The organism is Companilactobacillus suantsaicola (assembly GCF_004745525.1).
GTDB classification, from domain to species: Bacteria; Bacillota; Bacilli; order Lactobacillales; family Lactobacillaceae; genus Companilactobacillus; species Companilactobacillus suantsaicola.
In genome coordinates, this window is sequence record NZ_RKLY01000027.1 from 1 (window position 1) to 25,410 (window position 25,410).

A 25,410-nucleotide genomic window follows, 5' to 3' on the forward strand; every position below is an offset into this window, starting at 1 on the left:
AGTTGGCAAGATTATTATCATATCCAACTGAATACCAAAAAAACACGATAGGAATTCCATATTTTATGGAAATTTCTATCGTGTTTTTTTAGAATCGGGAGTTATGTCCCGAACTCTTTCTGCTCTCTGGGGGGAAAGCAGTAATCAGAATTTTGATTACGCTAAATCTTAACATGAAAAAAGCTTCATTTCCAGAGAAAAGTATGTAAATTAAAAATTAGTTATTCATTGATAACTTAGCTTTTGAAGCTGTTTCCAGCATCAATCTGCTACGCAAAAATAAATCCATTTTCAGTAAAGTGTTAATTAATATTGAGTCATGTAAGTATCTCTTTCCCATTGGGAAACAGTTTGTTGGTATCTTGCCCATTCAGCATTCTTAGCAGCAAACAAACTATTAGTTAAGTCTTTGCCAAGTGATTGTTGAACGTATTCGTCTTTTCTCAAGGCTTTCAAAGCATTGTGCAATGTTGATGGAAGATCGATGATACCTTCTTCACGACGTTTTTCTTCTGACATTTCGTAGATATTATCTTTAACTTCTGGCATCAAATCATAGTTACTTTGAATTCCATCAAGTCCAGCATCCAAAATACATGCAATTGCTAAGTATGGGTTAGTTGTTGGGTCAACACTTCTCATTTCGATACGTTTTGACTTACCAGTTGCAGCAGGTACACGAATCAAAGGAGAACGGTTCTTACTTGACCAGGCAACATAAGTTGGAGCTTCAAAGCCTGGTACCAAACGTTTGTATGAGTTAACAGTTGGATTATTAACAGCAGTTAAAGCACGAGCATGTTTCAATAATCCACTCATAAATTTCTTAGCTGTATCTGACAACATATCGTCAGTTGTATCAAAGATATTATCGTCACCTTTGAAGAGTGACATGTTAATGTGCATTCCTGAACCGTTAATTCCTTGAACAGGCTTTGGCATAAAGGTTGCATAGAGGCCGTGCTTTCTAGCAATAGTCTTTACAACCAACTTGAATGTTTCGATGCTATCTGCAGCGGATACGGCATCTTCATATTTGAAATCAATTTCTTGTTGTCCTGGAGCGACTTCGTGATGACTAGCTTCAACTTCAAAGCCCATCTTTTCTAGTCCTAAAACAATATCCTTACGAACATTAACACCAAGATCAGCAGGTGAAAAGTCGAAGTAACTACCATCATCATTCAAATGAAGTGTTGGTTTTCCATGTTCATCAGTGTTGAATAAGAAGAATTCAGGTTCTGGTCCAATATTAAAGTTGGTATAACCCATCTTTTGCATCTTCTTAACAATTCTCTTCAAGTTCACACGTGGATCACCCGCAAATGGTGTTACACCATCAGTTTCATAAATATCACAAATCAAACGGGCAACTTTTCCATGTTCTTCACCCCATGGGAAAATCAACCAAGTTGAAAGATCTGGATGTAATAACATATCACTTTCCTCGATACGAGTGAATCCATCAATTGATGAACCATCAAAAGTGATCTTATTTGCAAGGACTTTATCCAATTGTGAAACCGGCACTTCGACATTCTTAATGATTCCGTTGATATCTGTAAACATTAAACAAATAAATTCAACGTTTTCATCATTTGCCATTTTCGTAATATCTTCTGCAGTATAATGTTGCATTTTTTAGCCACTCCTATTGTATATACCAATTTTTTGTAGACTTCTAATAAATGTTATTAATATAACGTTTAACCAATAACATGTTGATAATACCAATTCCATTTATTGGTGTCAAACATTTATCTTTAATTTTAAATGGAATTTGATAAAAAAACAAATTATTTTGTATATGAAAATTCTATCACACAAATGAAAATTATCCGAAGAATAAATTTGACTTCTTTGAACTTATCAGGTACATTACAAGTACGAACGAAATCAAATATAAAAATAATAATTGTTCGTAATTACTGGAGTGAATAAAACATGCAAGTTTTTGATTATGAGGATATTCAACTAATACCGAACAAATGTATCGTGGACAGCCGTTCAGAATGTGATACAAGTATACAATTTGGACCTAAAACCTTTAAGATTCCCGTTGTACCAGCAAATATGCAAACAATCTTAGACGAGAACTTAGCCGAAAAATTGGCTGAAAATGGTTATTTTTACATCATGCATCGTTTTGAACCTGAAAAGAGAATCGGTTTTATTAAACACATGCAAGAAAAGAACCTCTTTACTTCTATTAGTGTCGGCATCAAGCAAGCCGAATTTGACTTTATCGACCAATTAAAGGCCGAAAATCTCAAACCTGATTATATTACGATTGATGTTGCGCATGGTCACAGTGACCGGGTCATTAAAATGATTAAATATATTAAGACAGTTATTCCCGAAAGTTTCTTGATTGCCGGTAATGTCGGTACACCTGAAGCAGTTCGTGAATTAGAAAATGCTGGAGCTGATGCTACTAAAGTTGGTATCGGACCTGGTAAAGTATGTATCACTAAACTAAAAACTGGCTTTGGTACCGGTGGTTGGCAATTAGCTGCTATTAGACTTTGTGGTAAAGCTGCTAGCAAACCTATCATTGCCGACGGTGGGGTTAGAAATGATGGTGATATCGCCAAATCGATTCGCTTCGGCGCTAGCATGGTAATGATCGGCTCCCTACTTGCTGGTCACAAAGAATCTCCTGGTGAAGTGATTGAAAAAGATGGTAAGAAGTACAAAGCTTACTTCGGTTCCGCTTCCCAATACCAAAAGGGCGAATATAAGAACGTTGAAGGTAAAAGAATGCTTGTTCCTTATAAAGGAGAGATTCAAAAAACTTTGACTGAAATGCAACAAGATCTTCAATCATCAATTTCATATGCTGGTGGTAAAGATCTCAATTCATTAAGAAAAGTTGATTACGTTATCGTTAAAAATTCAATTTACAACGGTGATGTCTACTAAAAAAGCAAAAAAAAGAGGCTGACGACTGGGTGTTCGTCAGCTTCTTTTTTTATGAATGGGATAGTTCATTTTCAATTCAACAAGATAATTGTCCATCAAACAATTAACTTATCAAATTTACCATTACTGTAACACATAAATGATTAATTAAACAGTATCAAACCTTTTAATTTTTCTGATTATTTCTAATCTAATTATTATTAATTTGTCGAACATCAAAACTATGAATTCCTTTATTTCGTTCTTCAAATCCTTCCGTTTTGCTAACGATATAACTTGGCCGGTCGTTAACTTGATCTAGGACTCTGCCTAGATAGCTACCCATTATTCCAATCGATAACATCAATAATCCTAAGGTAAACAGAAGAATTGTGATGCCGACTGCAGCAAAGTTAAAGCTACTACTTGCAATCATATAACCTAGATAAAAAACACCACTAACTAAAGGAACGACCGAAAAAATATTAACAACCTGTAATGGCTTCATTGAAAAAGATGTGATTCCGTCTAATGCTAATTTAATCATCTTAGAAAGCGGATATTTCGTTTCTCCAGCAATTCTTTCTTGACGATGATACATTACACTCGTTTGCTTAAAACCAATCCAAGTTACTTGTCCTCGAACAAATGGATCTTTCTCGTGTAGCTTCAAAAGTTGATTGACTGCCACCCGATCCATCGGCCGGAAATCTCCCGTATCAAGTGGCATTTTGATCGTGGCAATCTTTTCAAACGTCCGGTAAAACATCTTTGCAGTAAATTTCTTGAAAAATGTTTCACCATCCCTTTGCTTCCGTTTACCGTACACAATTTGATAACCTTGATGCCATTTTTTGATCATCTGTGGAATCACTTCTGGAGGATCTTGTAAATCAGCATCCATTACCACGACCGCATCACCTTTGGCATAGTGAAGACCAGCTGTGATAGCTAATTGATGGCCAAAGTTTCGGGAGAATTCGACTAGTTTAATATTACTGTGTTGTGCCAACATACGTCGAATGATCGGCACCGATTTATCACTAGAACCATCATCAACGAAAATCAGTTCATAGTCTTCTTCTTGTTGCTCAATATAATTAAGCAAAGTATCTATCGTGACTTGAATCCCTGCTTCTTCGTTAAAGACTGGCAATACAATAGAAATCAATTTCATAACCAACCTTCCTTTTGTTAATCATAAATACTGGATAAATCATACAAGGTTCCAGATTGTCCTGGCATGCCACCACCCATTGAAGGGGTGCCTTGAGATGAATTATTAGTTTTATTCTTCTTCATTTTCTTTAATTGTTTCTTCGTCAATTTCTTTTTCTTAGGTTGAGAACCGCCAGAAGGAGGAGTTCCCATACCCTCACCTGATCCAGTTGGAGCTTGGCCTTGAGGAGCCTGACCTTGATTTTGACCTGATTGACCTGGATTTTGATTTGAATTTTGACCTTGTGTTGGTGGTTGGTTTTGACTAGTTTCACTATTATTAGCATTAGTAGCTACCGTTACTGAACTGGCAGCATTAGTACTACTCTTTAAGGTAACCTTCTTAGCATGTTTCTTGATCCATTTAACAATTTGATTGTTTGAACCACCAGTCTTACCGCCAGAATAGTAATATTTAACTTTACCTTCTTTAACCAGTTTCTTGAACTGTTTCAAAGTAATAGCTTTATCAGTACCATTAAAGCCACCCATAGCCATTACTGCTTCACCAGTTTGAATAATATAAGGAGCAGCAGTACTTGAATCGTCAGTTGCAAATAAGTATTCAGCATTTCCTTGATGCTTTTGTAAATATTTAAGCAAGGTAGAGTCAACTTGAGAATTCATGTTACCTCCGCCATTACCCATTTGTGATAACAAGGAAGGTCCAGCACTAGGAATACTGTCAGATGACCCAGCCAAAGTTGGTGTTAATGACCAAAATCCTGGAGCCAACATAATTAAAATTAAAGCTAAAGTTGGCCAAATCCGCTTATTTCTCAATTTAATAGCGATCCAAGGTAAAACAAACAGTGGAATTGATAAAATAATTCCAGCTATCAATAATACCCAGGCAAGTGTTGGATAGTAATCAAACAAATACCAAGCTTGTAAAAGACTTGTTGATAAAATCGAAATTGGTAACAACATGACCCAAATCGATTTTTCACGCCACTGCTTAATCATGGTAAATATACCAATACCACCTAAAGCAGCAATCGCTGGTGCCAACATGATCGTGTAATATGGATGGAAGAAACTGGCTACGGAGAAGAATCCGCCTACCGGAATCAACCAACCAACCCACAACCAAAGTTCATTTCTTTGGGGATTGAGTGAGTACCACTTCTTCATTTTTGAACCACGATAATATACAAAACTGGAAATTACACCAAAAATTGCCATGAGTAATAGCCAACTAATTTGTGGACCGAGTTCCTTTTGGAAAAGTCTAAGTGGTCCTGCAGTACCAATATTGAAGGCACCACCGCCTCCTCCAGCTGCACCAGTTGTCGAACCACCCATCTTTTGGGAATTACCAGGTTTAGTTGGTGGATTACCATTTTGAGAGGATTTCTTAGTGCCACTTGGTAAAGCAGGTGGATTTGATGACGAACTATTTTTCTTAGAACCACTATTCGAAGGTGGCGTCATCGATTTAGTAGACTTCTTCGAATTTGGCGGTGTCATCGATTTCTTACTGCTGCTCTTTTTACTATTGCCCATCCCTGGGAAAGCACCACCAGTACCAGTTGTTTGACCTAAAAGTCGTTGTGTTCCGTTATATCCAAAAGCTAATTCCAAAGCCGAGTTAGTTTCCGAACCACCTTCATATGGGCGACTATTAGAATTAGTTAAATCGACCGACAAAGGCCAAATCAAGGTGAAGACTGCTAAAAAGACTGTTGCAATTGATAAATGGGCGATTTTTTGCTTCCAATTAACTTTACTAGCAATCCAATAGTATAAATAAAGTGCTGGCAAAATCATGAACGCCTGCAACATTTTGATATTGAACGAGACACCCATTAGGGCAAAACCAATCCACAGATAACGTTGCTTTTGTCCCATCACCGATTTTTGCACGAACCAGATTGATAATAACAAGAAGAATACTAACGTAGCATCCATATTGTTAGTTCTAGAATCAGCGACCACAATTGGTGTTAAAGTCATGATCAACGCTGAAATTCTAGCTGGAATTCTGCCGAAACGTTTATGAACTAAATTGTAAATCAGATAAACCGAGCCAATTCCAAACAGAATTGACGGCAAGACGACACTCCAACCGTGAACGCCAAAAATTTTAGCACTGATAGTCATAAACCAAAGTGCTACCGGTGGTTTATCAACCGTGATAAATCCGGCTGGATCGAAACTAGCATACCAAAAGTTTTTAAAACTCTTGGTCATGCTGACAATTGCCGCCGTATAAAAATTATTAGCCTCTCCTGCTTCCCAAATATTCCAAGCATAGAGAAAAGCCGCTAAGATTAAAATGGCAATGAGCCAATAATCGTATTTGATATTTCTGAATTTATTAATGAAATTATTTTGGTGTCGATTTTCGACACGACTCTCTTTTGATTCCATCATTTATCTTCTCCCATCTTAGAAAGCTATCTTTATAAAAAAACAAATGATTGAATAAACTAAGATCGATAAAATAATCGGTTTTAATTGGGTTAAATTTTTCATTTGCTCCATTCCTTTCGTAACAACGAATCCAAGATTAGCCAAAGTAACTTAAATTAAGCTTAAATTAAAGATTTTGCTTTATACTTAGAGTTAGAATTTCCAAAGGAGTTGGATTATGCCAAAGAATATAAAAATCTTAGTAGTAGAAGATGACAAAAACTTGGCCGATAATATTTCGACCTTTTTAGCCGATTTTTCACACGTCGATATTGAAACTGATGGCTTAAGTGGGAAGTTTGCGGCAATTGAGAACGTCTACGACTTAATCATCTTGGATATTATGTTGCCTGAGATGAACGGCTATGACGTTTTAAAGAATATTCGAGCTGAAAAAATCAACACACCAGTCCTAATTTTGACCGCTAAAGCGGAATTAGATGATAAAATCCACGGTTTCAACTTGGGAGCTGACGATTACTTGACCAAGCCCTTTCATCGAGAAGAATTATTAGTTCGAGTTAAAGCCCTCTTAAAACGAAGTGGCACTTTAGCCGACGATTCTGTCCTAAAAATTAGAAATCTCGAAGTCAATTTGAATAATCACGAAATTGTTGCCGACAATCAAAAAATTGCTTTGAACGGTAAAGAATATGATTTATTAGTTTATTTGTTGCAAAACAAAAATACTATCTTAACCAAAGATCAAATTTTTGAACGTATTTGGGGCTTTGACTCTGACACCTCCATCACGGTCGTCGAAGTCTACATGAGCAACTTACGTAAGAAATTACGTCCTTCAAAGAATGATTCTTTGATTAAAACTATTAGAAACGTCGGGTATATTTTCCAAGATGAAAATGAAATCTAAACAAAGCACCATTACCCGTCGGCAACAATTTATATTATTTCTTTCAATCATGGCCTCGTTTGCGATTTTGTTTTTGACTCTTGGCTTAATTATTTTTAATTCCTTTCAAAGTTCAACTTACAAAAGTATTGATAAAGAAATGAAATCAGAAGTTGCATCCGTAAAAAAGCAGCCAAATATGCATCACGATGATCCCGGTCCACAAGGTCCTAATCCTCAGTACAAAAAAAAGGAACCTACACCTAAGGCTCCCTTTCAAGCATCCATTTTAGTATTCAATCAAAAAGGTAAGTTATTAAATAAATCTAGTTTGGGTAATCGTTATTCAATTCTCAAGAATATAAAATTTAATAAAAAAAATCTTAACAAGAAACAAACTATCGTCATAAAGAATATGAACTTCCGTTCAATTTTAATAAAAGTTTCCAAGAATAATAATAATCCGATGTATGCCGGAAATTATGTTTTGATCATGCAAAACATCGACACGCAGATTCAAACAATGGAGAATTTCGAAAAGATTCTTGCCATTACCTTCTTCGTCTTTTGGGTGATTGCTTTAGTAATTTCTTATTTTCTAGCAAGAATTAACATGCTACCAATTGTACGTTCTTGGAAACAACAAACGGAATTTGTTAACGATGCTGCCCATGAATTACGAACACCTTTGACCATCATTCAAGGAAAATTGGAATACATGTTAACGAAGCCAAATAAGAAAATTATCGATGAAGCCGAGTCAATCTCCGTGTCACTCGATGAAGTCAACCGCTTGAACTCATTGACCAATAATCTCCTTGACTTGGCCCGTTTCGACAATGCGACAACGCAGTTAAATTTTGAATCCACTGATCCAAAAATCTTCTTAAAAGACCCGATCATCCCCTTCAAAGATATTATCAACTCACAAAATAAGGTCTTCCAAATTAGTCTCAATTATCATCCCACTTTGTATTTGGATCGTGATAAGATCAAGCAATTGTTAATCATCTTGCTCGACAATGCCACTAAATATACCCCAAAAAATGGCACCATCAGAATCTATGATCAGCTTGTTAATGGCAAGTATCAGTTGATCATTGCCGATACCGGTGTCGGTATAAAGGACTCCGATAAGGAAAAAGTTTTTGGTCGGTTTTATCGGGTGGACAAATCACGCAATCAAAGTAGTGGTGGACACGGCTTAGGCTTGGCTATTGCTAAACAAATCGTTGAAAATCATCATGGTAATATCAGTGTACGTGACAACTTACCCCAAGGTAGTGAGTTCGTGGTTGAATTACCGATTAAACATAATAAGTGATTATGATATTAATTTATCGTAATCACTTATTTTATTTTCCCTATTTACTAACCTGATTTATCTAATCTATTTTAATAAAAATCATGTAATTCTTAATATTTCGCACGTCATTTCATAACAAATCAACTTCAAAATTATGAACTATAAAAAAATTATCGTAATGATAAGATTACCAAATCATGTTTTGAGGGAGTAATTTATGAAACGAAAAAAAATCTTACTATGCATACTTTTCTTGTGCATCTTATTTTCATGTGCAAAAACTACCACGATCAAAGCACAAGAAGAAAAAGTAACTACCGCTGACATTTCTCAAATTTTTCAGCACAAAAATAATAACGAAATTGTCATTAGTTACATTTTAGAAGCTGAAAAAGAATTAATCGTTAAAACTAGTGAAGACAAAGTCATTGACTTAGACGCTTTGAAAAATGAACTTGGCGAAGACAAAATCGACAGTAACGCTGAGCAAAATGAATTCAAATTAAAACTAGATAAACCCGATGGACTTTCTTTTAGACTTTTGACAAATAACGAAAAGCCTTTTACTCTGACCATCTTAAAATCTGACAGTGAAAAGATTTTTGATTATGATTTAAACAAAATCGAAAATAAAAGTAATGTTGCCACTCAAACTGGTGATGATTCTAACGAAACTTGTTGGGTCTTCTCTGAATTTTTAAAAGTCAGTGAAGGACCAATCCTTGAACATTCCGACGGCAGTAGTACCAGACCGCTACTTTATTTTGGCGATTACAACATGGCCATTTCTCGGGCCTCAATTAGCGAATCATACGCGACTAAAGGAAACAGTCGTAATAATAGTTTAACGGCTGCCAACTCAGCAATTCTCTACTCTGAACCTAACAGCAAAATTCTTGATGGACCAAAAGCTGACGGAAATCACATCTACACTTCTCATTACGGAGATCACCAAGAAGAAGATTACGATGCAAGTGAAATTATCAATATGGGAATTTCTCAACGTGGAATTGAAGATAAATCTAAAGGTTCCCCTAGAAATTTTATTTCTAACAATTTATACAACTACGTTATTCCAACCGACGGAAAAGGTGTACCAGGAGTTTCCGGACCAGATATCCTAGGGGAAGCTTACGGGTTGCCGGAAACACCAAAATTTTACTATCGAACTAACCCACAAACTGGGCTTGAAGAACAAAAAATGGTTTACAAACAAAGGGCTTTTTATGTTCCCAAGAAAAACCATCCCAACCCAGAAATAACAACTACCATCAAACAAAGTTTCAACGATATGGGTCGAGTAGTAACGAAAATCACCTTTAAAAACACAGGTAATTATTACTTTACTAAATTCGTTGGTTTCTCCAATCAAGATTTTTCGCTAAATAAAGATGGTCGTGAAATCACCGACAAAAATCGTAAGCGAATTGGTAATTATGTCCCTATGAAAACCCTAGGAAAAAAGCGTGGTATGTACATCCAATCTGGTGATAACCAAGTCAGACATAGTGTTTATGTCAATAATCCCGATGGTCCTAACGCCTGGGCTGCTCGTTCAACCGCCAAATCTTACAAAGCTTATAAAGGTTTTGCCTACAATCCCGGCTTGATTGGATTAATCCCCTTGACGGAAAGATATTATCCTTGGAAAGGTGGGAAAAATCGTTTTAATCCAGGAATTTTCAACCCACCAACTAACTTCTATGATAAGAAAAAGGACCAATATAAATCTCCTTACGTCCATTCAAAGTTATTCAACGCTTTTGAAGATTTAAATGATCGAGGCGACACTGATGACTCCAGCGCTGCCGGAACTCGTTTGGGTATGAAAGCTATTAATAATAATAAATTTTATAGTCAATGGGATTCAGGTCTAACAATGCGTACAACGATGATTGATTTGCCAATAGGTAAAGCTACTACTTTACAATACGTTTCTCAAACTGACGTTCGAGGAACAACTTTTAATCCTGTAATCGAATTAGACCTCCATGGAACTGAAGATGATCCTCAACTATTACCAACTGATGCTTCTGCACTCCCATTAACTGGTAGCTGGTACGATTATGACAGTACTAAAGCGACAATGCACTACTCGATTGACAGCGACAAAGACGAAGATTACCAAATCCTCTTTAACACCGATCAGTCTTCTGACGATGCTTTCAACGGAAGACATCATGAGATTGAAAATCAAAAGATCAACTTAAAGAATTTAGATAAAGGTACTCACGTTATCCGCTTTTACATGGAAGATGCTGAAGGGAATCGTTCACCCGTTAAGACCCATTACATTCGTTTTATCAGGGAATCAACTGAAGCACCTCAATTTATCATAACGACTCCACAATCCAATCAAAAAAGCCCCCACGATCCAATGGATACTGACTTAGAACTATCTGGTTATTGGACGGATAAGGATAGTAAAGAAATTAAAGAGATTTCTTACACTCTCGACAATGATCCAACTAAAAAAGTTATTTTCAAAGATTTGAAAAATGACAAACTTGGGGCAATGGTTGATTGGAATTTAGATGAATTATCAATCAGTGATTGCAACGACTTCAAATTACACAAATTGACTTTCACAATTACTGACGACAAGAATTTGACCGGAACAGAGGAATTCTACTTCCAACACCAACCTGGTGGCTTGAAATTATCGGCTCCTGAGGAAATTGACTTAGGAACAGTCGCTGTCACCCCCAATGGAAGTTCACTAGCTAGTCCAAAAATAGATGCTGGTCGAGTTATTCTTGATGACTTTAGACAAAAAAATTCTGGCCCCGTTGCGGTCAGCCTTTCGATGGATACATTCTACAAGTTGGAAGAGAATACTCACCACGATACCGGCGTAGATCCTGATGGCGAAGATGAAGACGAATACCGGCTCGAAAAAGAATCAATTGGTCACACCGCTTATTGGGATAAAAAATTAGTTGATAGCCATAACTTTATAATTGGTGAAACGAATGGCAAGAACACTTCTGATTGGCAATATTCAACTGACTTTACTGATCAGATCCTTAAAAAGTTACAATTAAGTTTTAATTCAACAAACGGCGGTTCTATGGGTACTTATGTCAGCCACTGGACTTGGCAAACTGTCGATTCTATTGAATAATTAATGAATAACTAATTGATTAAATTTGTTAGAGTTCAAGTGGACACACAAAAAAGCTGTACTAATGAGTAAATTTCATTAGTACAGCTTTTTAAATTACTCGAAATAAGTAACAAAACTAACAACGACTAGTTTCTTTTTTTCTCATCCAACAATTCAGAAATTTTCTTTAGGTACATGATCATTTCTTCTTGCTTGTCGTCTTCTTCCTCTTCAACTTCTTCTTGACGGGTCTTGATGATTTTGTTCATAACTTTAACTAACAAGAAAACTACAAAAGCGATAATTAAAAAGTTGATGATCGATTCGATAAAAGTTCCGTATTTGAACGTTGCGTCGCCCACTTTAAAAGCCAAATTGCTCAAATTAATTTTTCCCAAGAACAGACCAATCAAAGGATTGATCAAGTTGCTTACCAACGATTGTACGATTGAGGTGAAAGCGGCCCCCATGATAACACCAACTGCCAAGTCTAAGACATTGCCGCGACTAATAAAATCCTTAAATTCTTTAATCATAATAAAAATCTCCTATCTTTATTACTTCAATTATGGGGTTTTCTAGGTAATTTTTGCAAATATTTTGGAAAAGTGCGATATACAAATAGCATATTTTGCGTAATTTATGAATAGCTTAATTTTTTCCCAATAATTGTTAACTGATAATATAATGAAGATAAGTAAATAAGAAAGGTTGTGTATGATGAATTATTTCGACATGTACAAAATGATCTTAGAAATCATGGCTGAAAAAAATCCTAAAGATTTCCAAGAACTGCTTGACGACTCACAAAGTTATCAAAAGGTTAAAGACTACATCGCTAGTGACAATAACAATCAAATTTTGATTCGTGACATGCAGAACACTTTAGTTAGTATGATTGATGACAACATTGTTTCAGGTGTAGTTAGTCCGCTTAAATACGTTACTTTGATCAAATTAAATGGCTTAACAATTGCTGGTTTTCAGTACTTAAAAGAGTTACAAAATCAGGCTATTAAAGAGGAAATCGACAATCTTTTGAAGCAAGAAAATTTAGCTATGTCTCCTAAATCACTCAGTAAGGTTCTCTCAAAAATTGTTTTTAGTTAAAACTAATTTATTTACATATGTCAACTAACATATGGTTTGACAGTGATTTCATTTAGAGCTATTCTTAGATTGTAATGATTCTTATTAAGAACAGATGGAGGTTATTTTATGTCAAAGACAAGAGTAGTAATCGTCGGAGCATCTCACGGTGGCCATCAATCAATTTTGGAATTATTGAAGCGCTATAGAGATGTTGATATTAAATTATTCGAGGCTGGAGATTTCGTTTCATTCATGTCCTGTGGTATGGAATTATATCTAGAAAACAGTGTCACAGACGTGAACGATGTTCGCAATTTCAGTCCTGATGATTTTGCAGAGAATAAAAACGTAGCAATTTTGAACAACCATCAAGTTACCAAGATCAATGCTGATAAAAAGACTGTCACAGTTATCGATACTACTGATAACTCAAGTCAAGATTATCCTTACGACAAATTGATTCTAAGTTCTGGAGTCACACCTAAGTCACTTCCCGTTGCTGGAGCTGATTTAGAAAATGTCTTCTTAATGAGAGGCTTTGACTGGGCAACTAAAATCAAGTCTAAATTAGAAGATGCAGCTGTTAAAAATATTACCGTCGTTGGCGCTGGTTACATCGGTATCGAAGCCGCTGAAGCTAGTGTCAAAGCTGGTAAAAATGTCACTTTAATTGATGTTTTGGATCGTCCTTTAGGAACTTATCTCGATTCCGAAATGACAGATATCCTTCAAAAACACCTTGAAGAAAAAGGCGTTAAGGTTGTTACTGGTGCTAAAATTGCAGCCTATACTGGTGACAAAGCTGTTACTGGCGTTAAAACTGATACTGCCGAATATCCTAGCGACTTAGTCATTCAAGCTGCCGGTGTACAACCAAATACCGACTGGTTAAAAGGTACAGTTGATTTGGATGACCGTGGCTGGATCAAGACTAACGAGTATCTCCAAACTAATTTGCCAGATGTTTATGCTATCGGTGATGCCACACTTGCATATTCAATTCCGGCTGACAATCACGTACCAATCGCTTTAGCTACAGTTGTTCGTCGTGAAGCTAGATACGTTGTTAAGCACCTATTTGAAAAGAATCCTGCCCTACCATTTAGCGGTGTCGTAGGTAGTTCTGCTTTGAGTGTCTTCGACTATCACTTTGCTGAAAGTGGACTCAATAGCTTCACAGCCAAGAGATCAAATGTTGACATTAAATCTTCCTTCTATTCAGGAAGCCTCAGACCAGCTTATGTTCCAGCAGGTAAGAATAATCCTGAAGTTTACGTCCAACTATTCTTCAATCCAAGTTCACACGTTCTTTTAGGTGGAGCCATTCTTTCTACTTATGATGTCACTGCTCAAGGAAACGTCTTAGCACTCGCTATTCAACACAAACTAACAGTTGAAGATCTAGCCGATGCTGACTTCTTCTTCCAACCTGGTTTTGACAGACAATGGAGTATCTTAAATGTTGCCGCTCAACATGCTTTAGGTGAAAAAGATTTCTAATTCAATTCAAAAAAAGTTTGGGACGTAACTACCCTTACTTCTAAATTTGCAGCGTAAACGCGGAACAGGACATAACTCTTTCCGCTTAAAACAAATAGCTCTGTGGTAATCGAAGTTCAATTACCACAGAGCTATTTGCCTTAATGCTCGAGAGTTGACCATGTCCTGTCCCGCTCTTTTTATGCCGTTGGCGGGATTCGAACCCGCACATGGAAACCATACAGCGACCTGAACACTGCGCGTCTGCCAGTTCCGCCACAACGGCAATACTTTTTTACAAAAATAGATTACAATTAAAATGATACTACAATTGGAGGTTCTTGCAATGGAAAAAGTAAATAAAGTCGTATTAAGTCAAGTGATCACACCTCGAGATCCACAATCGTATAAAGGAAACTATGGGAAAATCCTGATTATTGCAGGATCGACTCATTTTGGTGGAGCTGCTATTCTTTGCAGTAGTGCTGCTGTTCACAGTGGTGCTGGTTTAGTGACCGTTGCCACCACGCCCGAAAAGTTTACCGCTATTAACGTCAAAATTCCTGAGGCAATGACTATTGATTATCATAGTAAAAAAGACTTACAGTTAGCTATTCAAAATAGCAATGTCATTGCTATTGGACCAGGCTTAGGAACGTCTTCAGTTGCTAAAGGGCTTGTCAAAGCCGTTTTAACAAATACCAATGCTGAACAAACTATTATTTTAGATGCATCGGCACTCACAATAATTGCTGAAACCGACCTCTTGTTGCAATCTGAAGCTAATCTAGTTTTGACACCACATCAAGGCGAATGGCAAAGATTATCACAGTTACCAATTGCTCAACAAACTCCTGAAAATAGTCAAGCTAAATTAAGAGAACTTAATCCTAAAGCAATTTTGATTTTGAAAAAACATTTGTCAGAAATCTACTATCAAGATAAAATCCTCCAAATCCAAGCTGGTAATCCAGGTATGGCGACTGGCGGCATGGGTGACACCTTAACTGGTATCTTAGCCGGTTTCATTGGCCAATTTGGCTTTTCAATTAAAACCATCTCCAGTGCCCTTTTGATTCACAGTCTGATTGCTGATGATTTAAATGAAAAAAATTATGTCGTCTTACCTTCAAAGATAATTGAAAAACTACCGAAGTATATGGCTAAATTCAGTCAAAAATAATAAGAGAGTGGAACAAGCCCGCTTAGACTCAGACAGATAGCCTAATTCCACGAATTGCACACCGATCTTGTGTGTGATTTGGGGAATGTAGCTATATGGCTGAGTCTGGCTTGTGTAACTCGTTTCAACAAGAGAGTGGAACAAGAGCGGTCAGCTCCCGGAGGATAACGTAATTTCAGGAATTGCTCGTTGCACTTTGCGAGTGATTTCTGAAATTTTGTTATCTCGGAGGGAGTTGCTCTTGTGTAACTCGTTTCAACAAGAGAGTGAAACATAATATAGCAATTTTTTTAAAAACAAATAGACCGTGGTAATCAAAAAAAACGATTACCACGGTCTATTTACCTCAATATTCGAGAGTTGGTTATATCCTATTTCGCTCTCTTATTTCATTCTTAACAGTTTTCTGATTCGGTCTACTTTTGAACCGACGATTTTATCAGCTAGTGAAGTCTTCAAAACTAAGTAGCCATAAATCACACCACCGAGTCCTGCTTCAAAGACTAACGCTACCATACTGATGACACGATCGGAATTGCCGACGAAGTGGAAAACTACCCAGTTGACGATCATGACTGAAACGAACATGATCAATGAGAACAAGATGATACCACTGATACGACGTGAAATTCGGCCTGTATCAAATGGATAGATTGAATGTAATTCTCTCAACATTAGCCAAGAAACTACTCCCATACCGATACTAGTTGCAACCAATGGTCCGAATTCATGGAAAATTCCAATCATCGGCAGTTGTACAACCACCTTGGCGATGAAGCCATAAATGAAGTATTTGATGGCTAATCTATTACGATACAAAGCTTGCAAGACCGCGGATAAAACAGTAAACAGGCCTAGCAAAATTGAAATCACCGATGAAAATTGGAGCATTAAAATACCAAGTGAATCATAACGATAAAATGTTGTCCACAATGGCTGAGCCACTGCATACATCCCTAGAGAAGCTGGAATCATAATGAAGAAAAAGAGTTCCAAAGTATTTGAAATTTGATCTTCAATCTTCCCTTTATTTCCCTTAGAATATAAGCCCGATAAAATCGGTACCGCAGTAACTGCCATCGCACTGGACAAGGAAACGATAATCATAATCAACTTATTAGCTTGGAAGCCAAAGAGTGAATAATAATTATCTAGTTGAGCTGACGTCGCATTTACAAACATTCTCATAAATTGATTAAAAGTAGATTGGTCAAACAAATTAAAGAATGTTATACCCGCATCCAAGATAATAAATGGAACCGCTTGTTCAAAAATTTCACGAGTAAAGTTTTTCTCATTAACATTCTCGGTCGGTTTACCATTGCGTGACAACTGACGCAGCCGTGGTAACTTTTTCAAAATTGCTAAAATTAAAATACCGATAGCAACTGCCGCCCCGATAAAAGCCGCAAAAGTTGATTGAACAACCGCATTGATATAACTACCCTTATTTACAACCATAATTAAATAAGTTGCAATCAACATATAAATCACACGAGCTATTTGCTCGATAAATTGCGAAATCGCTGACGGAGCCATATCTGAATAACCTTGCAAGTATCCTCTTAGAATACTCAAGATTGGAATAATCAAAACGGCTACCGCCAAAGATTTAATAACCGGAATACTTCTTGGATCACCGTCAGTAAATAATGTTGCTAACAGCGGTGCCCCAAAAAACATGATTGCTCCAAACAAAACACCCATAAAGGTCATGATCTTTAAACCATGCTTAAACAACTTATTACCAGTTGAATATTGATCGAGAGCATTGTAGTGAGAAATTTGCTTAGAAATTGCTCCAGGAATTCCTGCCGTTGAAACAATTAAAAAGAGACTATAAATATTATATCCCTTAGCAAACAACGCATTAGCGGCTGGATAATCTGACCCCATCCAGGCCATCCAAGGAATAATATAGATTGCTCCTAATATTCGAGAGAAAATACTACCAGCTGTCATCCATGCTGAACCCTTCAGCATTGTATCTTGAGATGACGATTCTGGATTTAAAACTGGCATAACTTCATCATCATGGCTCTTATTTACGCCCAAAACATGCACCACCTTAAAAACTATCTTCTCAATTATAGCAAAGTATTCATCTTAAAAAATTTAAATTACTCTTAAATTCCTGAAATTGCAAATTATTTCTATGCCAAAAAAAATTTAATTAGACAAATTGCCAATTTATTCGCTACTAACGATTGGTTTCACATGGTAAAATAATATTCGTTGGATATTTAGACCATAAAATATTTTATTAAAACAAAAAGTAGTTTCATGCAATTATTCATTTACACACACGTATCAGCCCTCACCCTTTAATGTTCAGATAGTTTAATTATTCAACCAAAAAGGCCTCGGAAAAATTTCCGAAGCCTTTTTTTGTTGCGTTACTATTTAACAACGATATTAACAATCTTGTTAGGAATAACGATTACTTTGACGATATTTTTACCTTCAATGAATTTTTGAACTTTTTCATCGCTTGTAGCTAATTTCTCTAACTCATCTTTGGCTGTACCTGTAGCAACTTCTAATTTATCACGAAGTTTACCATTAACTTGCACGATGATTTCAACTGTATCAGATACTAACTTACTTTCATCGAATGTTGGCCAAGCAGCATAAGAAATTGATTCTGAATGACCAAACTTGTTCCAAAGTTCTTCCATCATATGTGGAGCGATTGGTGCAAGTAATTTAACTAACCCTTCAGCATAAGCTTTTGGCATCGTATCAACTTTATGAGCTTCGTTAACGAAGACCATCATTTGTGAAATTGCAGTATTGAAGTGCAATGCATCATAATCTTCAGTAACTTTCTTAACGGTTTGATTGTAAATTTTATCAAGCTTACCGTCGTTTTCATCACTCAAGAAGCCATCACGAAGCGTTGAGTAATCATCATCATTGATGAAGAGATTCCAAACACGATCCAAGAACTTGCTTGAACCAGAAAGTCCATTTTCTGACCAGGCGATTGAGGCATCAAGTGGTCCCATGAACATTTCATAAGTTCTTAACGTATCGGCACCATATTGTTCAACGACATCGTCAGGGTTAACAACGTTACCCTTTGATTTAGACATTTTCTCGTGACCTTTACCAAGAATCATCCCTTGGTTAAAGAGTTTTTGGAATGGTTCCTTAGTTGGAACGACCCCTAGATCGTAAAGCACCTTGTGCCAGAAACGTGCATAGAGTAAGTGAAGTACAGCGTGTTCTGCACCACCGATATAAAGATCAACTGGCAACCATTGTTTCAATAGATCGTAGTCAGCAAGTTTTTCATCGTTATGTGGATCAATGTATCTCAAGTAGTACCATGATGAACCGGCCCATTGTGGCATTGTGTTAGTCTCACGACGACCTTTACGACCATTTTTATCAACTACATTGACCCAGTCAGTCAAGTTAGCTAATGGGCTTTCACCAGTACCAGATGGCTTGATGTCATCATCTTCTGGCAATTTAAGTGGTAATTCATCTTCAGGAACTAGTGAAGTTGTACCATCTTCCCAATGGATGACAGGAATTGGTTCACCCCAATATCTTTGACGAGAGAAAACCCAATCACGCAAACGGTAGTTAACTTTCTTTTCACCAATACCCTTATCTTCAAGGTATTCAACCATTCGATTGATGGCATCTTCCTTGTTCAAGCCGTCAAGAAAATCAGAATTGATGTGCTTACCGTCACCAGTAATTGCACCATCATCAAGATTTCCTTCGATAACTTGTTTCATTGGTAAATCAAATTTCTTAGCGAAGGCAAAATCACGATCATCATGGGCTGGAACGGCCATTACAGCACCGGTACCATAAGTTACTAGAACATAATCAGAGATCCAAACGGGGATCTTTTCACCGTTTACTGGGTTAATAGCATATGCACCAGTGAAGACACCAGTCTTTTCATCGTTTAAGTCAGTTCTATCCAAATCAGACTTGTGTGACACTTCTTCTTTATATGCATCCACAGCAGCTTTTTGTTCAGGAGTTGTGATTTGATCAACTAACTCGTGTTCTGGAGCAAGCACCATGTATTGCACACCAAAGGCTGTATCCGGTCTAGTTGTAAAGATGTTAACTTTTTGCTCATGGCCAACTAATGGGAATGTGATTTGAGCACCAACTGAACGACCGATCCAGTTTCTTTGCATTTCCTTGATACTTTCAGGCCAGTCGATGTCATCCAAATCATCGATCAAACGGTCAGCATAAGCTGTGATCTTGAGCATCCATTGACGCATTGGCTTTCTAATAACTGGGAAACCACCACGTTCAGTTTTTCCGTCGATGATCTCTTCGTTAGCAACAACTGTTCCTAAATCTGGTGACCAGTTAACGGGAACTTCTGCTTCATAAGCCAAACCTTTTTTATACATTTGTTCAAAGATCCATTGTGTCCATTTGTAGAACTTAGGATCAGTTGTTTGAACTTCACGGTCCCAATCATATGAGAAACCAAGTGAATTGATTTGACGTTTGAAGTTTTGAATATTCTTCTCAGTGAAGTCGGCTGGCGTGTGTCCAGTGTTTAGAGCATATTGTTCAGCTGGTAGTCCAAAGGCATCAAAACCCATTGGATGCAAAACATTGTATCCTTGAGCACGTTTCATACGAGCAATGATATCAGTAGCTGTATATCCTTCAGGATGTCCCACGTGAAGTCCTTGGCCTGATGGATATGGGAACATATCTAAGGCATAAAAGTTCTTCTTCTTGGGATCATTAGTAGTCTTAAAAGTATCGTGTTCCTTCCAATACTTTTGCCATTTCTTTTCAACGGTATTGTGATTGTACATAAATTCTCCTCCTATACAAAAAAAGTCCTATGATTATAAAATCATAGGACGAGTTATCGCGTTACCACCTAAGTTCCGCACTAAATAAGTACGACTCTTGAAATCCTTAACACGGATTAGATGTAGTTACTTACTTAGTTTCGGCAACTATGATAAGTGGACGAGTTCGAAAATAAGAAGCTACGCATTCACATCCCCATGCGCTTTCTTAACAGTCTTCCTAAAATCTACTACTTCCATTGATTAGTATTCTATACCAATAATGTAGTTCCGACAACCAATAAATCTGAATTTAAGTTATTTAACTTCTTTAAATTGTCAACTGTTGTTCCAGCACTATTAGCAATCGACTCCAATGTATCACCATCTTGAACCGTTACAGACTGAGGTTCTTGGGCTTTATCGTAATCGTTTTGGACATTGATCGTATCAGTATTTTCACTTGGATCATATTTCTTAACGCCATTACGTTCGTCTTGAACAACCACTGGTGCTTGTGAATCTTCATAAGCATCCCCGACACTGCCAGTATCTTCTTTAACAGCAGAAGTATTGACCATAATCGTATTGTTATCATTTGTAGACGTCGTTGATTGTGACAATGGATTACCATCAGCACCAATAATTTGAGTAATAATTAAAGTTTTACCAGGATAAATATAATTATTAGTCTTTAAATTATTAATACTCATTAAATCTTCAAGTGAAATATTAAATTTATCCGCGATTGATTGCAAAGTGTCCCCTTGAGCAACCGTGTAAGTTTTATCCTTACTAGTTGTATCAGTATCAAACTGGGTCAAATTGTACTTTTCAATCAAACTGTTTAACTTATCAGCATAAGTCGTATCGGTCGCATAACGGCCAGTCAAAAATTTTGTAGCATCTTTATAAGAAGTTGTGTTACTCTTCCAAGCTCCGGCGTACAATTGTGAATTGCCAGTTGTTCCGCCTCTTAACAAGGAAACGTAATCTTCAAGTGACTCCTTATATGATGGATACTTCCTAAAGTTGGAACTGATTGAATACAAATTACCAGTTCCATCATCTTCTTGGGTACCCATATTAACAGATTGACCATCATACTCACCCTTAATACCAAAGAGATTGTAATTAGGTGCACTCGCTAAACCACTAGTACCCCAGCCACTTTCAATCATTGCTTGGGCAATCATGACCGAAGCGTACAAGTCATTGTTTGAAGCTAATTTACGTGCTGAATTACCAATATAGTCCAAGAACTGTTGGTCACCTGCACCTTTAGAGGTAATTTGTTTAGTAATTACTGAATTTTGAGACAATAAATTATTTACAGATAATGCCTCAGCTTTAACTGGAGTTGGAGCAGCAATATCGGCAATCTCAACTACGGTTGCTCCGACAAACATACTAGAACCCAAAATGGTCATGTTTTTGCGGAAGTTTGCATTCTTTATTTTTTTATTATTTAATCTAGTCAAGCGACTGTCTTCGCTTTTTCTTTCTCGACGTGTAATAACCATAAGTATTTTGCTCTCCCTCAAAATCTTTATACTTTATTATATTTCTTAACAAAAACTTAAACAATAGAGAGATTAAAAATTATGAAAATAACTCAAAAATTATCCATTTTGGATATCTTTTTGGCATTATTCTTCGTCTTTTGGACGGCGAACGTTGCCTTAAAAACAAAGCTCATTACATCTTTTGATCAAGCACTGATTCAACAATTTTATCACCACAACGATTGGTCCCTTAATATTTTTAAACCGATTACAAACATGGGTGACACAATTCCTACAATATTACTGGCGACTATATTTTTTATAATTTTAATTTGTAAAAAATATTATTATGCTGGAATATTTTTAGTATTGAATAAAGTCGTTGTTGCGCTCTTAAATAGCCTAATAAAAAACATAATGGATCGACCTCGACCAAGTCATCACCATTATGTTTATGCAGGTGGCTTCAGTTACCCTAGTGGGCATTCAGCCAGCTCGTTTGCGTTATACATCTCACTTCTAATTATCAGTTTCTTCATTATAAAGAAAACTTCAATCAAATTTATCATCAGTATCCTTGCAATAATCGCGGTAGTTTTAGTCGGCTTCAGTCGAATTTTTCTCGGCGTTCACTATCCGAGTGATGTGTTAGGTGGATATACTTTAGCAGCTACTATCCTAACCTTTAATACTCTATTGTTCAGAGCCAAGAATCTTTCTATTCTTCAGCTCAAAGGCATTCAAAATTAAACCCAACACTAATAATACAAGAGAAGCGACGTAAATATTGTGCAATCCAGAAAAAAGAATTTGTCGCATTTTGGGCAAAAGCTCATGTGGCAACGAATTAGCCGTTTGTGGATCAATCAGCTTATTCATCATATCGACTGAAATATTCTTATTTTCTGCTGCACCTTTGGCTAAAGCAGTATTCAAAATGATTCCGTAAACTGAAACCATCATTGATTGACCAATAGTTCTCAATAAAGTATTGAAACTAGTTGCTACCCCAACATTTTCTGGTTCAACAACGGTCTGTGCCGTTACGGTTGTCGTTGTGATCGTTAAACCAAATCCTAAACCGGCGACAGCGGCCAAACTACAGAAATAAATAAATGGTGTTGTTGGTCCAGCCATTAATAACAAGCCATTAGCAATTGCTAAGAAAAATAAACTAATGTAAATGACTCTATTCGGAGCCATTTTTTTGATTAAGGTTCCAGCCCAGAATGATCCGAAAATCCAAACAATTGAACTTGGTGTAACGGCGAATCCTCCCATTGAAGGACTAAGTCCGAGAATTCCTTGCATCCAAGTAGGAATGTAGGCTTCAAAGCCAATCAAGAAACCACTGACGATCAATGCTAATAAGTTCTGAATAACGAAAGTTTTATTCTTAAATAATTCCAATGGCAAAATTGGGTCTTTAACTCTTTTTTCTGTCTTAATAAACAAGAAAATTGAAATGAGTGACACCAATATTAATACTACGGTCAAAATTGCTTTGCCACTACCGATATTTTGTAATGCTAACATCAAAGGCAACAAGACGAAAATCAATAAAACTGTTCCGGTATAATCGATGCTTAATTTCTCATGTTCACGTTTTTCTTCCTTAAAGAAGAACCAGATTAAGCCCATCGTCAACAATCCAACTGGTAAATTGATCAAGAAAACCCAGTGCCAGCTTAATTGTTCAACGATAAAACCACCTAATAAAGGAGCAATAATTGCTGCAATTCCCCATGCGGACCCATTAAATCCTAAAACTTTGGCTCTTTTTTCAAGGGGATAAATGTCCGCGATAATTGTAAAAGTCAGTGGTTGAATCGCCCCTGAACCAATTCCTTGAACCACCCGAGCTAAAATTAGCGTCAACATTGAATTTGACATAGCGCACAACGTCGATCCGATGACAAACAAAACTAAACCAATCATCAAAACTGGTTTACGTCCGACAATATCGGATAATTTTCCGTAAATCGGTGTCGCAACTGCAGTCATTAATAAGTAAATTGAGAAAACCCAATTCATCAGACTGACTCCATGCAGACTTCCAATTATCGTTGGCATGGCTGTCGAGACGATTGTCCCTTCAATAGCTGTCATAAAGGTTGCGATAAAGACCGCAATTGTAACAATGACTACATTTGATTGATTCTTTTGTTCCATATAAATAAACCCTCCCATAAAAAAAGAGACGTTTCCAAAAAGTTTGCCTTTAAGGAACGCCTCTGTAATCACCGACTAAATTTTCAAGAAACTCTTAATATCATTAACTTTATCAAGTTTTTCCCATGGTAAATCGATATCTGTACGTCCGAAGTGACCATATGCGGCCGTCTTCTTATAAATTGGTCTTTGTAGATCCAACATTTTGATGATACCTAGTGGACGTAAGTCGAAAAATTGTTTGATACAGTCAACAATTTGCTCTTCTGAATAATCACTAGTACCAAAAGTATCAACGTGAATTGATACTGGTCTTGCTACACCAATGGCATAAGCAATTTGGATTTCCATTTTTTCAGCCACACCTGCTGCAACAAGGTTTTTAGCGATGTATCTAGCGGCGTAACTAGCTGAACGGTCAACTTTAGTAGCATCTTTACCTGAAAAGGCACCACCACCGTGACGAGCAAAGCCACCGTATGTGTCAACGATAACTTTACGTCCAGTTAAACCGGAATCTCCTTCTGGTCCACCAATAACAAAGCGACCAGTAGGATTGATTAGAATCTTTGTGTTGTCATCCATCATGTTGCTTGGAACAACTTCATCAATAACATATTTCTTGATGTCTTTTTTAACTTGGTCTAAGCTTGCGTCAGCTTTGTGTTGAGTACTCAAAACAATTGTATCAACACGTACTGGATGATCATTTCCATCATATTCGATGGTAACTTGAGATTTTGCATCTGGCATTAAGTAAGGAATCGTACCATTCTTTCTAACTTCAGCGGTTTTTCTCATCAACTTATGAGCTAGAGAAATTGGTAATGGCATGAATTCTTTAGTTTCATTAGTAGCGAAACCGAAAACAAAACCTTGATCACCGGCACCGATTTGATCCAATGGGTCGACGTCCTTTAAGTTATCACGTTTTTCAAGCGCGTCATTTACACCTTGGGCAATATCAGGAGATTGTTCATCTAGTGCTACCAATACGGCACAACTATTACCATCAAATCCTGGATTAGTGCCATCGTAGCCAATATCCGTAATGGTCTTACGAACGACGCTTTGAATATCAACATATGCGGTAGTTGATATTTCTCCCACAACTAGTACTAAACCAGTTGTAACGGTTGTTTCGCACGCAACACGTGCATCTTTATCCTTTGCTAAAATAGCATCGAGAATTGCATCACTTATTTGATCAGCAACTTTATCTGGATGTCCTTCTGAAACTGATTCAGAAGTAAATAAATAATTTTTTGACATGTTTTCTTTCCACCTTTTCGGTTACAGGGCTTCTCCTCGCAAAAAAGGATCCCATCAGGAACCTCTTAACAGGTTAACACAAAACAGAGATGTTTTCATAAAAAAACTGTAATTGACG

At 36.8% G+C, this 25,410-nt stretch carries 17 protein-coding genes, 1 tRNA gene and 1 riboswitch; of the genes, 8 read left to right on the plus strand and 10 right to left on the minus strand.

All coding sequences use genetic code 11. The annotated features are described in order from the left end of the window. Nucleotides 1-306 precede the first annotated feature (306 nt). Nucleotides 307-1,638, minus strand: a complete 1,332-nt coding sequence (gene glnA / locus EGT49_RS09590; RefSeq protein ID WP_135373778.1) for a type I glutamate--ammonia ligase — start codon at nucleotides 1,636-1,638, stop codon at nucleotides 307-309. Nucleotides 1,639-1,944: 306 nt separating this feature from the next. Here glnA and guaC point away from each other — a divergent pair, with 306 nt between their 5' ends. Beyond that, nucleotides 1,945-2,922 carry a GMP reductase gene (gene guaC, locus EGT49_RS09595; protein ID WP_135373780.1) on the plus strand — a complete coding sequence of 326 codons (978 nt, stop codon included), beginning with the start codon at nucleotides 1,945-1,947 and terminating at the stop codon, nucleotides 2,920-2,922. Nucleotides 2,923-3,112: 190 nt separating this feature from the next. Here guaC and EGT49_RS09600 read toward each other — a convergent pair whose 3' ends face one another. Both EGT49_RS09600 and EGT49_RS09605 read right to left on the minus strand, forming a co-directional pair. Then, nucleotides 3,113-4,078: a glycosyltransferase family 2 protein gene (locus tag EGT49_RS09600; RefSeq protein ID WP_167849819.1), complete on the minus strand. Its 966-nt coding sequence runs from the start codon at nucleotides 4,076-4,078 to the stop codon at nucleotides 3,113-3,115. 17 nt (nucleotides 4,079-4,095) lie between these two features. Continuing rightward, entirely contained in the window at nucleotides 4,096-6,492 is a 2,397-nt protein-coding gene (locus tag EGT49_RS09605; protein ID WP_135373821.1) for a mannosyltransferase YkcB-related protein, read from the minus strand. A 220-nt stretch (nucleotides 6,493-6,712) separates the two neighbouring features. Between EGT49_RS09605 and EGT49_RS09610 the strand changes: the two genes are divergently transcribed. The 3 genes from EGT49_RS09610 to EGT49_RS09620 all read left to right on the plus strand — a co-directional run bounded on the left by EGT49_RS09610 (nucleotide 6,713) and on the right by EGT49_RS09620 (nucleotide 11,814). Next, complete coding sequence (locus EGT49_RS09610; RefSeq protein WP_135373784.1) at nucleotides 6,713-7,405, plus strand: response regulator transcription factor; 693 nt, start codon at nucleotides 6,713-6,715, stop codon at nucleotides 7,403-7,405. Then, complete coding sequence (locus tag EGT49_RS09615; protein WP_167849820.1) at nucleotides 7,395-8,708, plus strand: sensor histidine kinase; 1,314 nt, start codon at nucleotides 7,395-7,397, stop codon at nucleotides 8,706-8,708. The genes EGT49_RS09610 and EGT49_RS09615 overlap by 11 nt, the downstream gene beginning before the upstream one ends. 199 nt (nucleotides 8,709-8,907) lie before the next feature. Continuing rightward, nucleotides 8,908-11,814 (plus strand): hypothetical protein, encoded by a 2,907-nt coding sequence (locus tag EGT49_RS09620; RefSeq protein WP_135373788.1) that lies wholly within the window; start codon nucleotides 8,908-8,910, stop codon nucleotides 11,812-11,814. A 128-nt stretch (nucleotides 11,815-11,942) separates the two neighbouring features. Here EGT49_RS09620 and mscL read toward each other — a convergent pair whose 3' ends face one another. After that, on the minus strand, nucleotides 11,943-12,332 hold the full coding sequence (mscL, locus tag EGT49_RS09625; RefSeq protein WP_135373790.1) for a large-conductance mechanosensitive channel protein MscL: 390 nt from the start codon (nucleotides 12,330-12,332) through the stop codon (nucleotides 11,943-11,945). A gap of 181 nt (nucleotides 12,333-12,513) precedes the next feature. On the opposite strand from mscL, the gene EGT49_RS09630 reads away from it, so the two are divergent. Together EGT49_RS09630 and EGT49_RS09635 are read left to right on the plus strand one after the other, a co-directional pair. Next, nucleotides 12,514-12,906, plus strand: coding sequence for a hypothetical protein (locus EGT49_RS09630; RefSeq protein ID WP_135373793.1), 393 nt, complete (start codon nucleotides 12,514-12,516; stop codon nucleotides 12,904-12,906). A 108-nt stretch (nucleotides 12,907-13,014) separates the two neighbouring features. Beyond that, nucleotides 13,015-14,388: an FAD-dependent oxidoreductase gene (locus EGT49_RS09635; RefSeq protein ID WP_135373795.1), complete on the plus strand. Its 1,374-nt coding sequence runs from the start codon at nucleotides 13,015-13,017 to the stop codon at nucleotides 14,386-14,388. Between the two features lie 182 nt (nucleotides 14,389-14,570). Here the strand turns inward: EGT49_RS09635 and EGT49_RS09640 are convergent. Continuing rightward, a tRNA-Leu gene (locus EGT49_RS09640) sits at nucleotides 14,571-14,653 on the minus strand. Nucleotides 14,654-14,713: 60 nt separating this feature from the next. On the opposite strand from EGT49_RS09640, the gene EGT49_RS09645 reads away from it, so the two are divergent. Further along, nucleotides 14,714-15,550 carry an NAD(P)H-hydrate dehydratase gene (locus EGT49_RS09645; protein ID WP_135373797.1) on the plus strand — a complete coding sequence of 279 codons (837 nt, stop codon included), beginning with the start codon at nucleotides 14,714-14,716 and terminating at the stop codon, nucleotides 15,548-15,550. Between the two features lie 384 nt (nucleotides 15,551-15,934). Here EGT49_RS09645 and EGT49_RS09650 read toward each other — a convergent pair whose 3' ends face one another. The 3 genes from EGT49_RS09650 to EGT49_RS12735 form a co-directional block, all read right to left on the minus strand. After that, complete coding sequence (locus tag EGT49_RS09650) at nucleotides 15,935-17,572, minus strand: putative polysaccharide biosynthesis protein (RefSeq protein ID WP_135373823.1); 1,638 nt, start codon at nucleotides 17,570-17,572, stop codon at nucleotides 15,935-15,937. Between the two features lie 377 nt (nucleotides 17,573-17,949). Next, nucleotides 17,950-20,364 (minus strand): leucine--tRNA ligase, encoded by a 2,415-nt coding sequence (gene leuS, locus EGT49_RS09655; protein WP_135373799.1) that lies wholly within the window; start codon nucleotides 20,362-20,364, stop codon nucleotides 17,950-17,952. A gap of 251 nt (nucleotides 20,365-20,615) precedes the next feature. Beyond that, a complete protein-coding gene (locus EGT49_RS12735; protein WP_135373801.1) occupies nucleotides 20,616-21,866 on the minus strand; it encodes a glucosaminidase domain-containing protein in 1,251 nt (416 codons plus the stop codon). A gap of 81 nt (nucleotides 21,867-21,947) precedes the next feature. Between EGT49_RS12735 and EGT49_RS09665 the strand changes: the two genes are divergently transcribed. After that, nucleotides 21,948-22,598 (plus strand): phosphatase PAP2 family protein, encoded by a 651-nt coding sequence (locus EGT49_RS09665; RefSeq protein WP_135373803.1) that lies wholly within the window; start codon nucleotides 21,948-21,950, stop codon nucleotides 22,596-22,598. Here EGT49_RS09665 and EGT49_RS09670 read toward each other — a convergent pair. Both EGT49_RS09670 and metK read right to left on the minus strand, forming a co-directional pair. Continuing rightward, nucleotides 22,542-24,092, minus strand: coding sequence for an MDR family MFS transporter (locus tag EGT49_RS09670; protein WP_342772249.1), 1,551 nt, complete (start codon nucleotides 24,090-24,092; stop codon nucleotides 22,542-22,544). The genes EGT49_RS09665 and EGT49_RS09670 overlap by 57 nt on opposite strands. A gap of 3 nt (nucleotides 24,093-24,095) precedes the next feature. After that, nucleotides 24,096-25,292: a methionine adenosyltransferase gene (gene metK / locus EGT49_RS09675; protein WP_135373807.1), complete on the minus strand. Its 1,197-nt coding sequence runs from the start codon at nucleotides 25,290-25,292 to the stop codon at nucleotides 24,096-24,098. Continuing rightward, nucleotides 25,290-25,366, minus strand: a riboswitch (SMK box riboswitch). It overlaps the preceding gene by 3 nt. Nucleotides 25,367-25,410: the final 44 nt, after the last annotated feature.

What these genes read in the sequence shown, in the direction of transcription:
- leuS (WP_135373799.1), bottom strand. Translation starts at nt 20,364, where the DNA reads ATGTACAATCACAATACCGTTGAAAAGAAATGGCAAAAGTATTGGAAG.
- EGT49_RS09615 (WP_167849820.1), top strand. Translation starts at nt 7,395, where the DNA reads ATGAAATCTAAACAAAGCACCATTACCCGTCGGCAACAATTTATATTA.
- EGT49_RS09635 (WP_135373795.1), top strand. Translation starts at nt 13,015, where the DNA reads ATGTCAAAGACAAGAGTAGTAATCGTCGGAGCATCTCACGGTGGCCAT.
- EGT49_RS09665 (WP_135373803.1), top strand. Translation starts at nt 21,948, where the DNA reads ATGAAAATAACTCAAAAATTATCCATTTTGGATATCTTTTTGGCATTA.
- EGT49_RS09610 (WP_135373784.1), top strand. Translation starts at nt 6,713, where the DNA reads ATGCCAAAGAATATAAAAATCTTAGTAGTAGAAGATGACAAAAACTTG.
- glnA (WP_135373778.1), bottom strand. Translation starts at nt 1,638, where the DNA reads ATGCAACATTATACTGCAGAAGATATTACGAAAATGGCAAATGATGAA.
- guaC (WP_135373780.1), top strand. Translation starts at nt 1,945, where the DNA reads ATGCAAGTTTTTGATTATGAGGATATTCAACTAATACCGAACAAATGT.
- EGT49_RS09650 (WP_135373823.1), bottom strand. Translation starts at nt 17,572, where the DNA reads ATGCCAGTTTTAAATCCAGAATCGTCATCTCAAGATACAATGCTGAAG.
- EGT49_RS09605 (WP_135373821.1), bottom strand. Translation starts at nt 6,492, where the DNA reads ATGGAATCAAAAGAGAGTCGTGTCGAAAATCGACACCAAAATAATTTC.
- EGT49_RS09600 (WP_167849819.1), bottom strand. Translation starts at nt 4,078, where the DNA reads ATGAAATTGATTTCTATTGTATTGCCAGTCTTTAACGAAGAAGCAGGG.
- EGT49_RS09630 (WP_135373793.1), top strand. Translation starts at nt 12,514, where the DNA reads ATGATGAATTATTTCGACATGTACAAAATGATCTTAGAAATCATGGCT.
- EGT49_RS09645 (WP_135373797.1), top strand. Translation starts at nt 14,714, where the DNA reads ATGGAAAAAGTAAATAAAGTCGTATTAAGTCAAGTGATCACACCTCGA.
- EGT49_RS09620 (WP_135373788.1), top strand. Translation starts at nt 8,908, where the DNA reads ATGAAACGAAAAAAAATCTTACTATGCATACTTTTCTTGTGCATCTTA.
- metK (WP_135373807.1), bottom strand. Translation starts at nt 25,292, where the DNA reads ATGTCAAAAAATTATTTATTTACTTCTGAATCAGTTTCAGAAGGACAT.
- EGT49_RS12735 (WP_135373801.1), bottom strand. Translation starts at nt 21,866, where the DNA reads ATGGTTATTACACGTCGAGAAAGAAAAAGCGAAGACAGTCGCTTGACT.
- mscL (WP_135373790.1), bottom strand. Translation starts at nt 12,332, where the DNA reads ATGATTAAAGAATTTAAGGATTTTATTAGTCGCGGCAATGTCTTAGAC.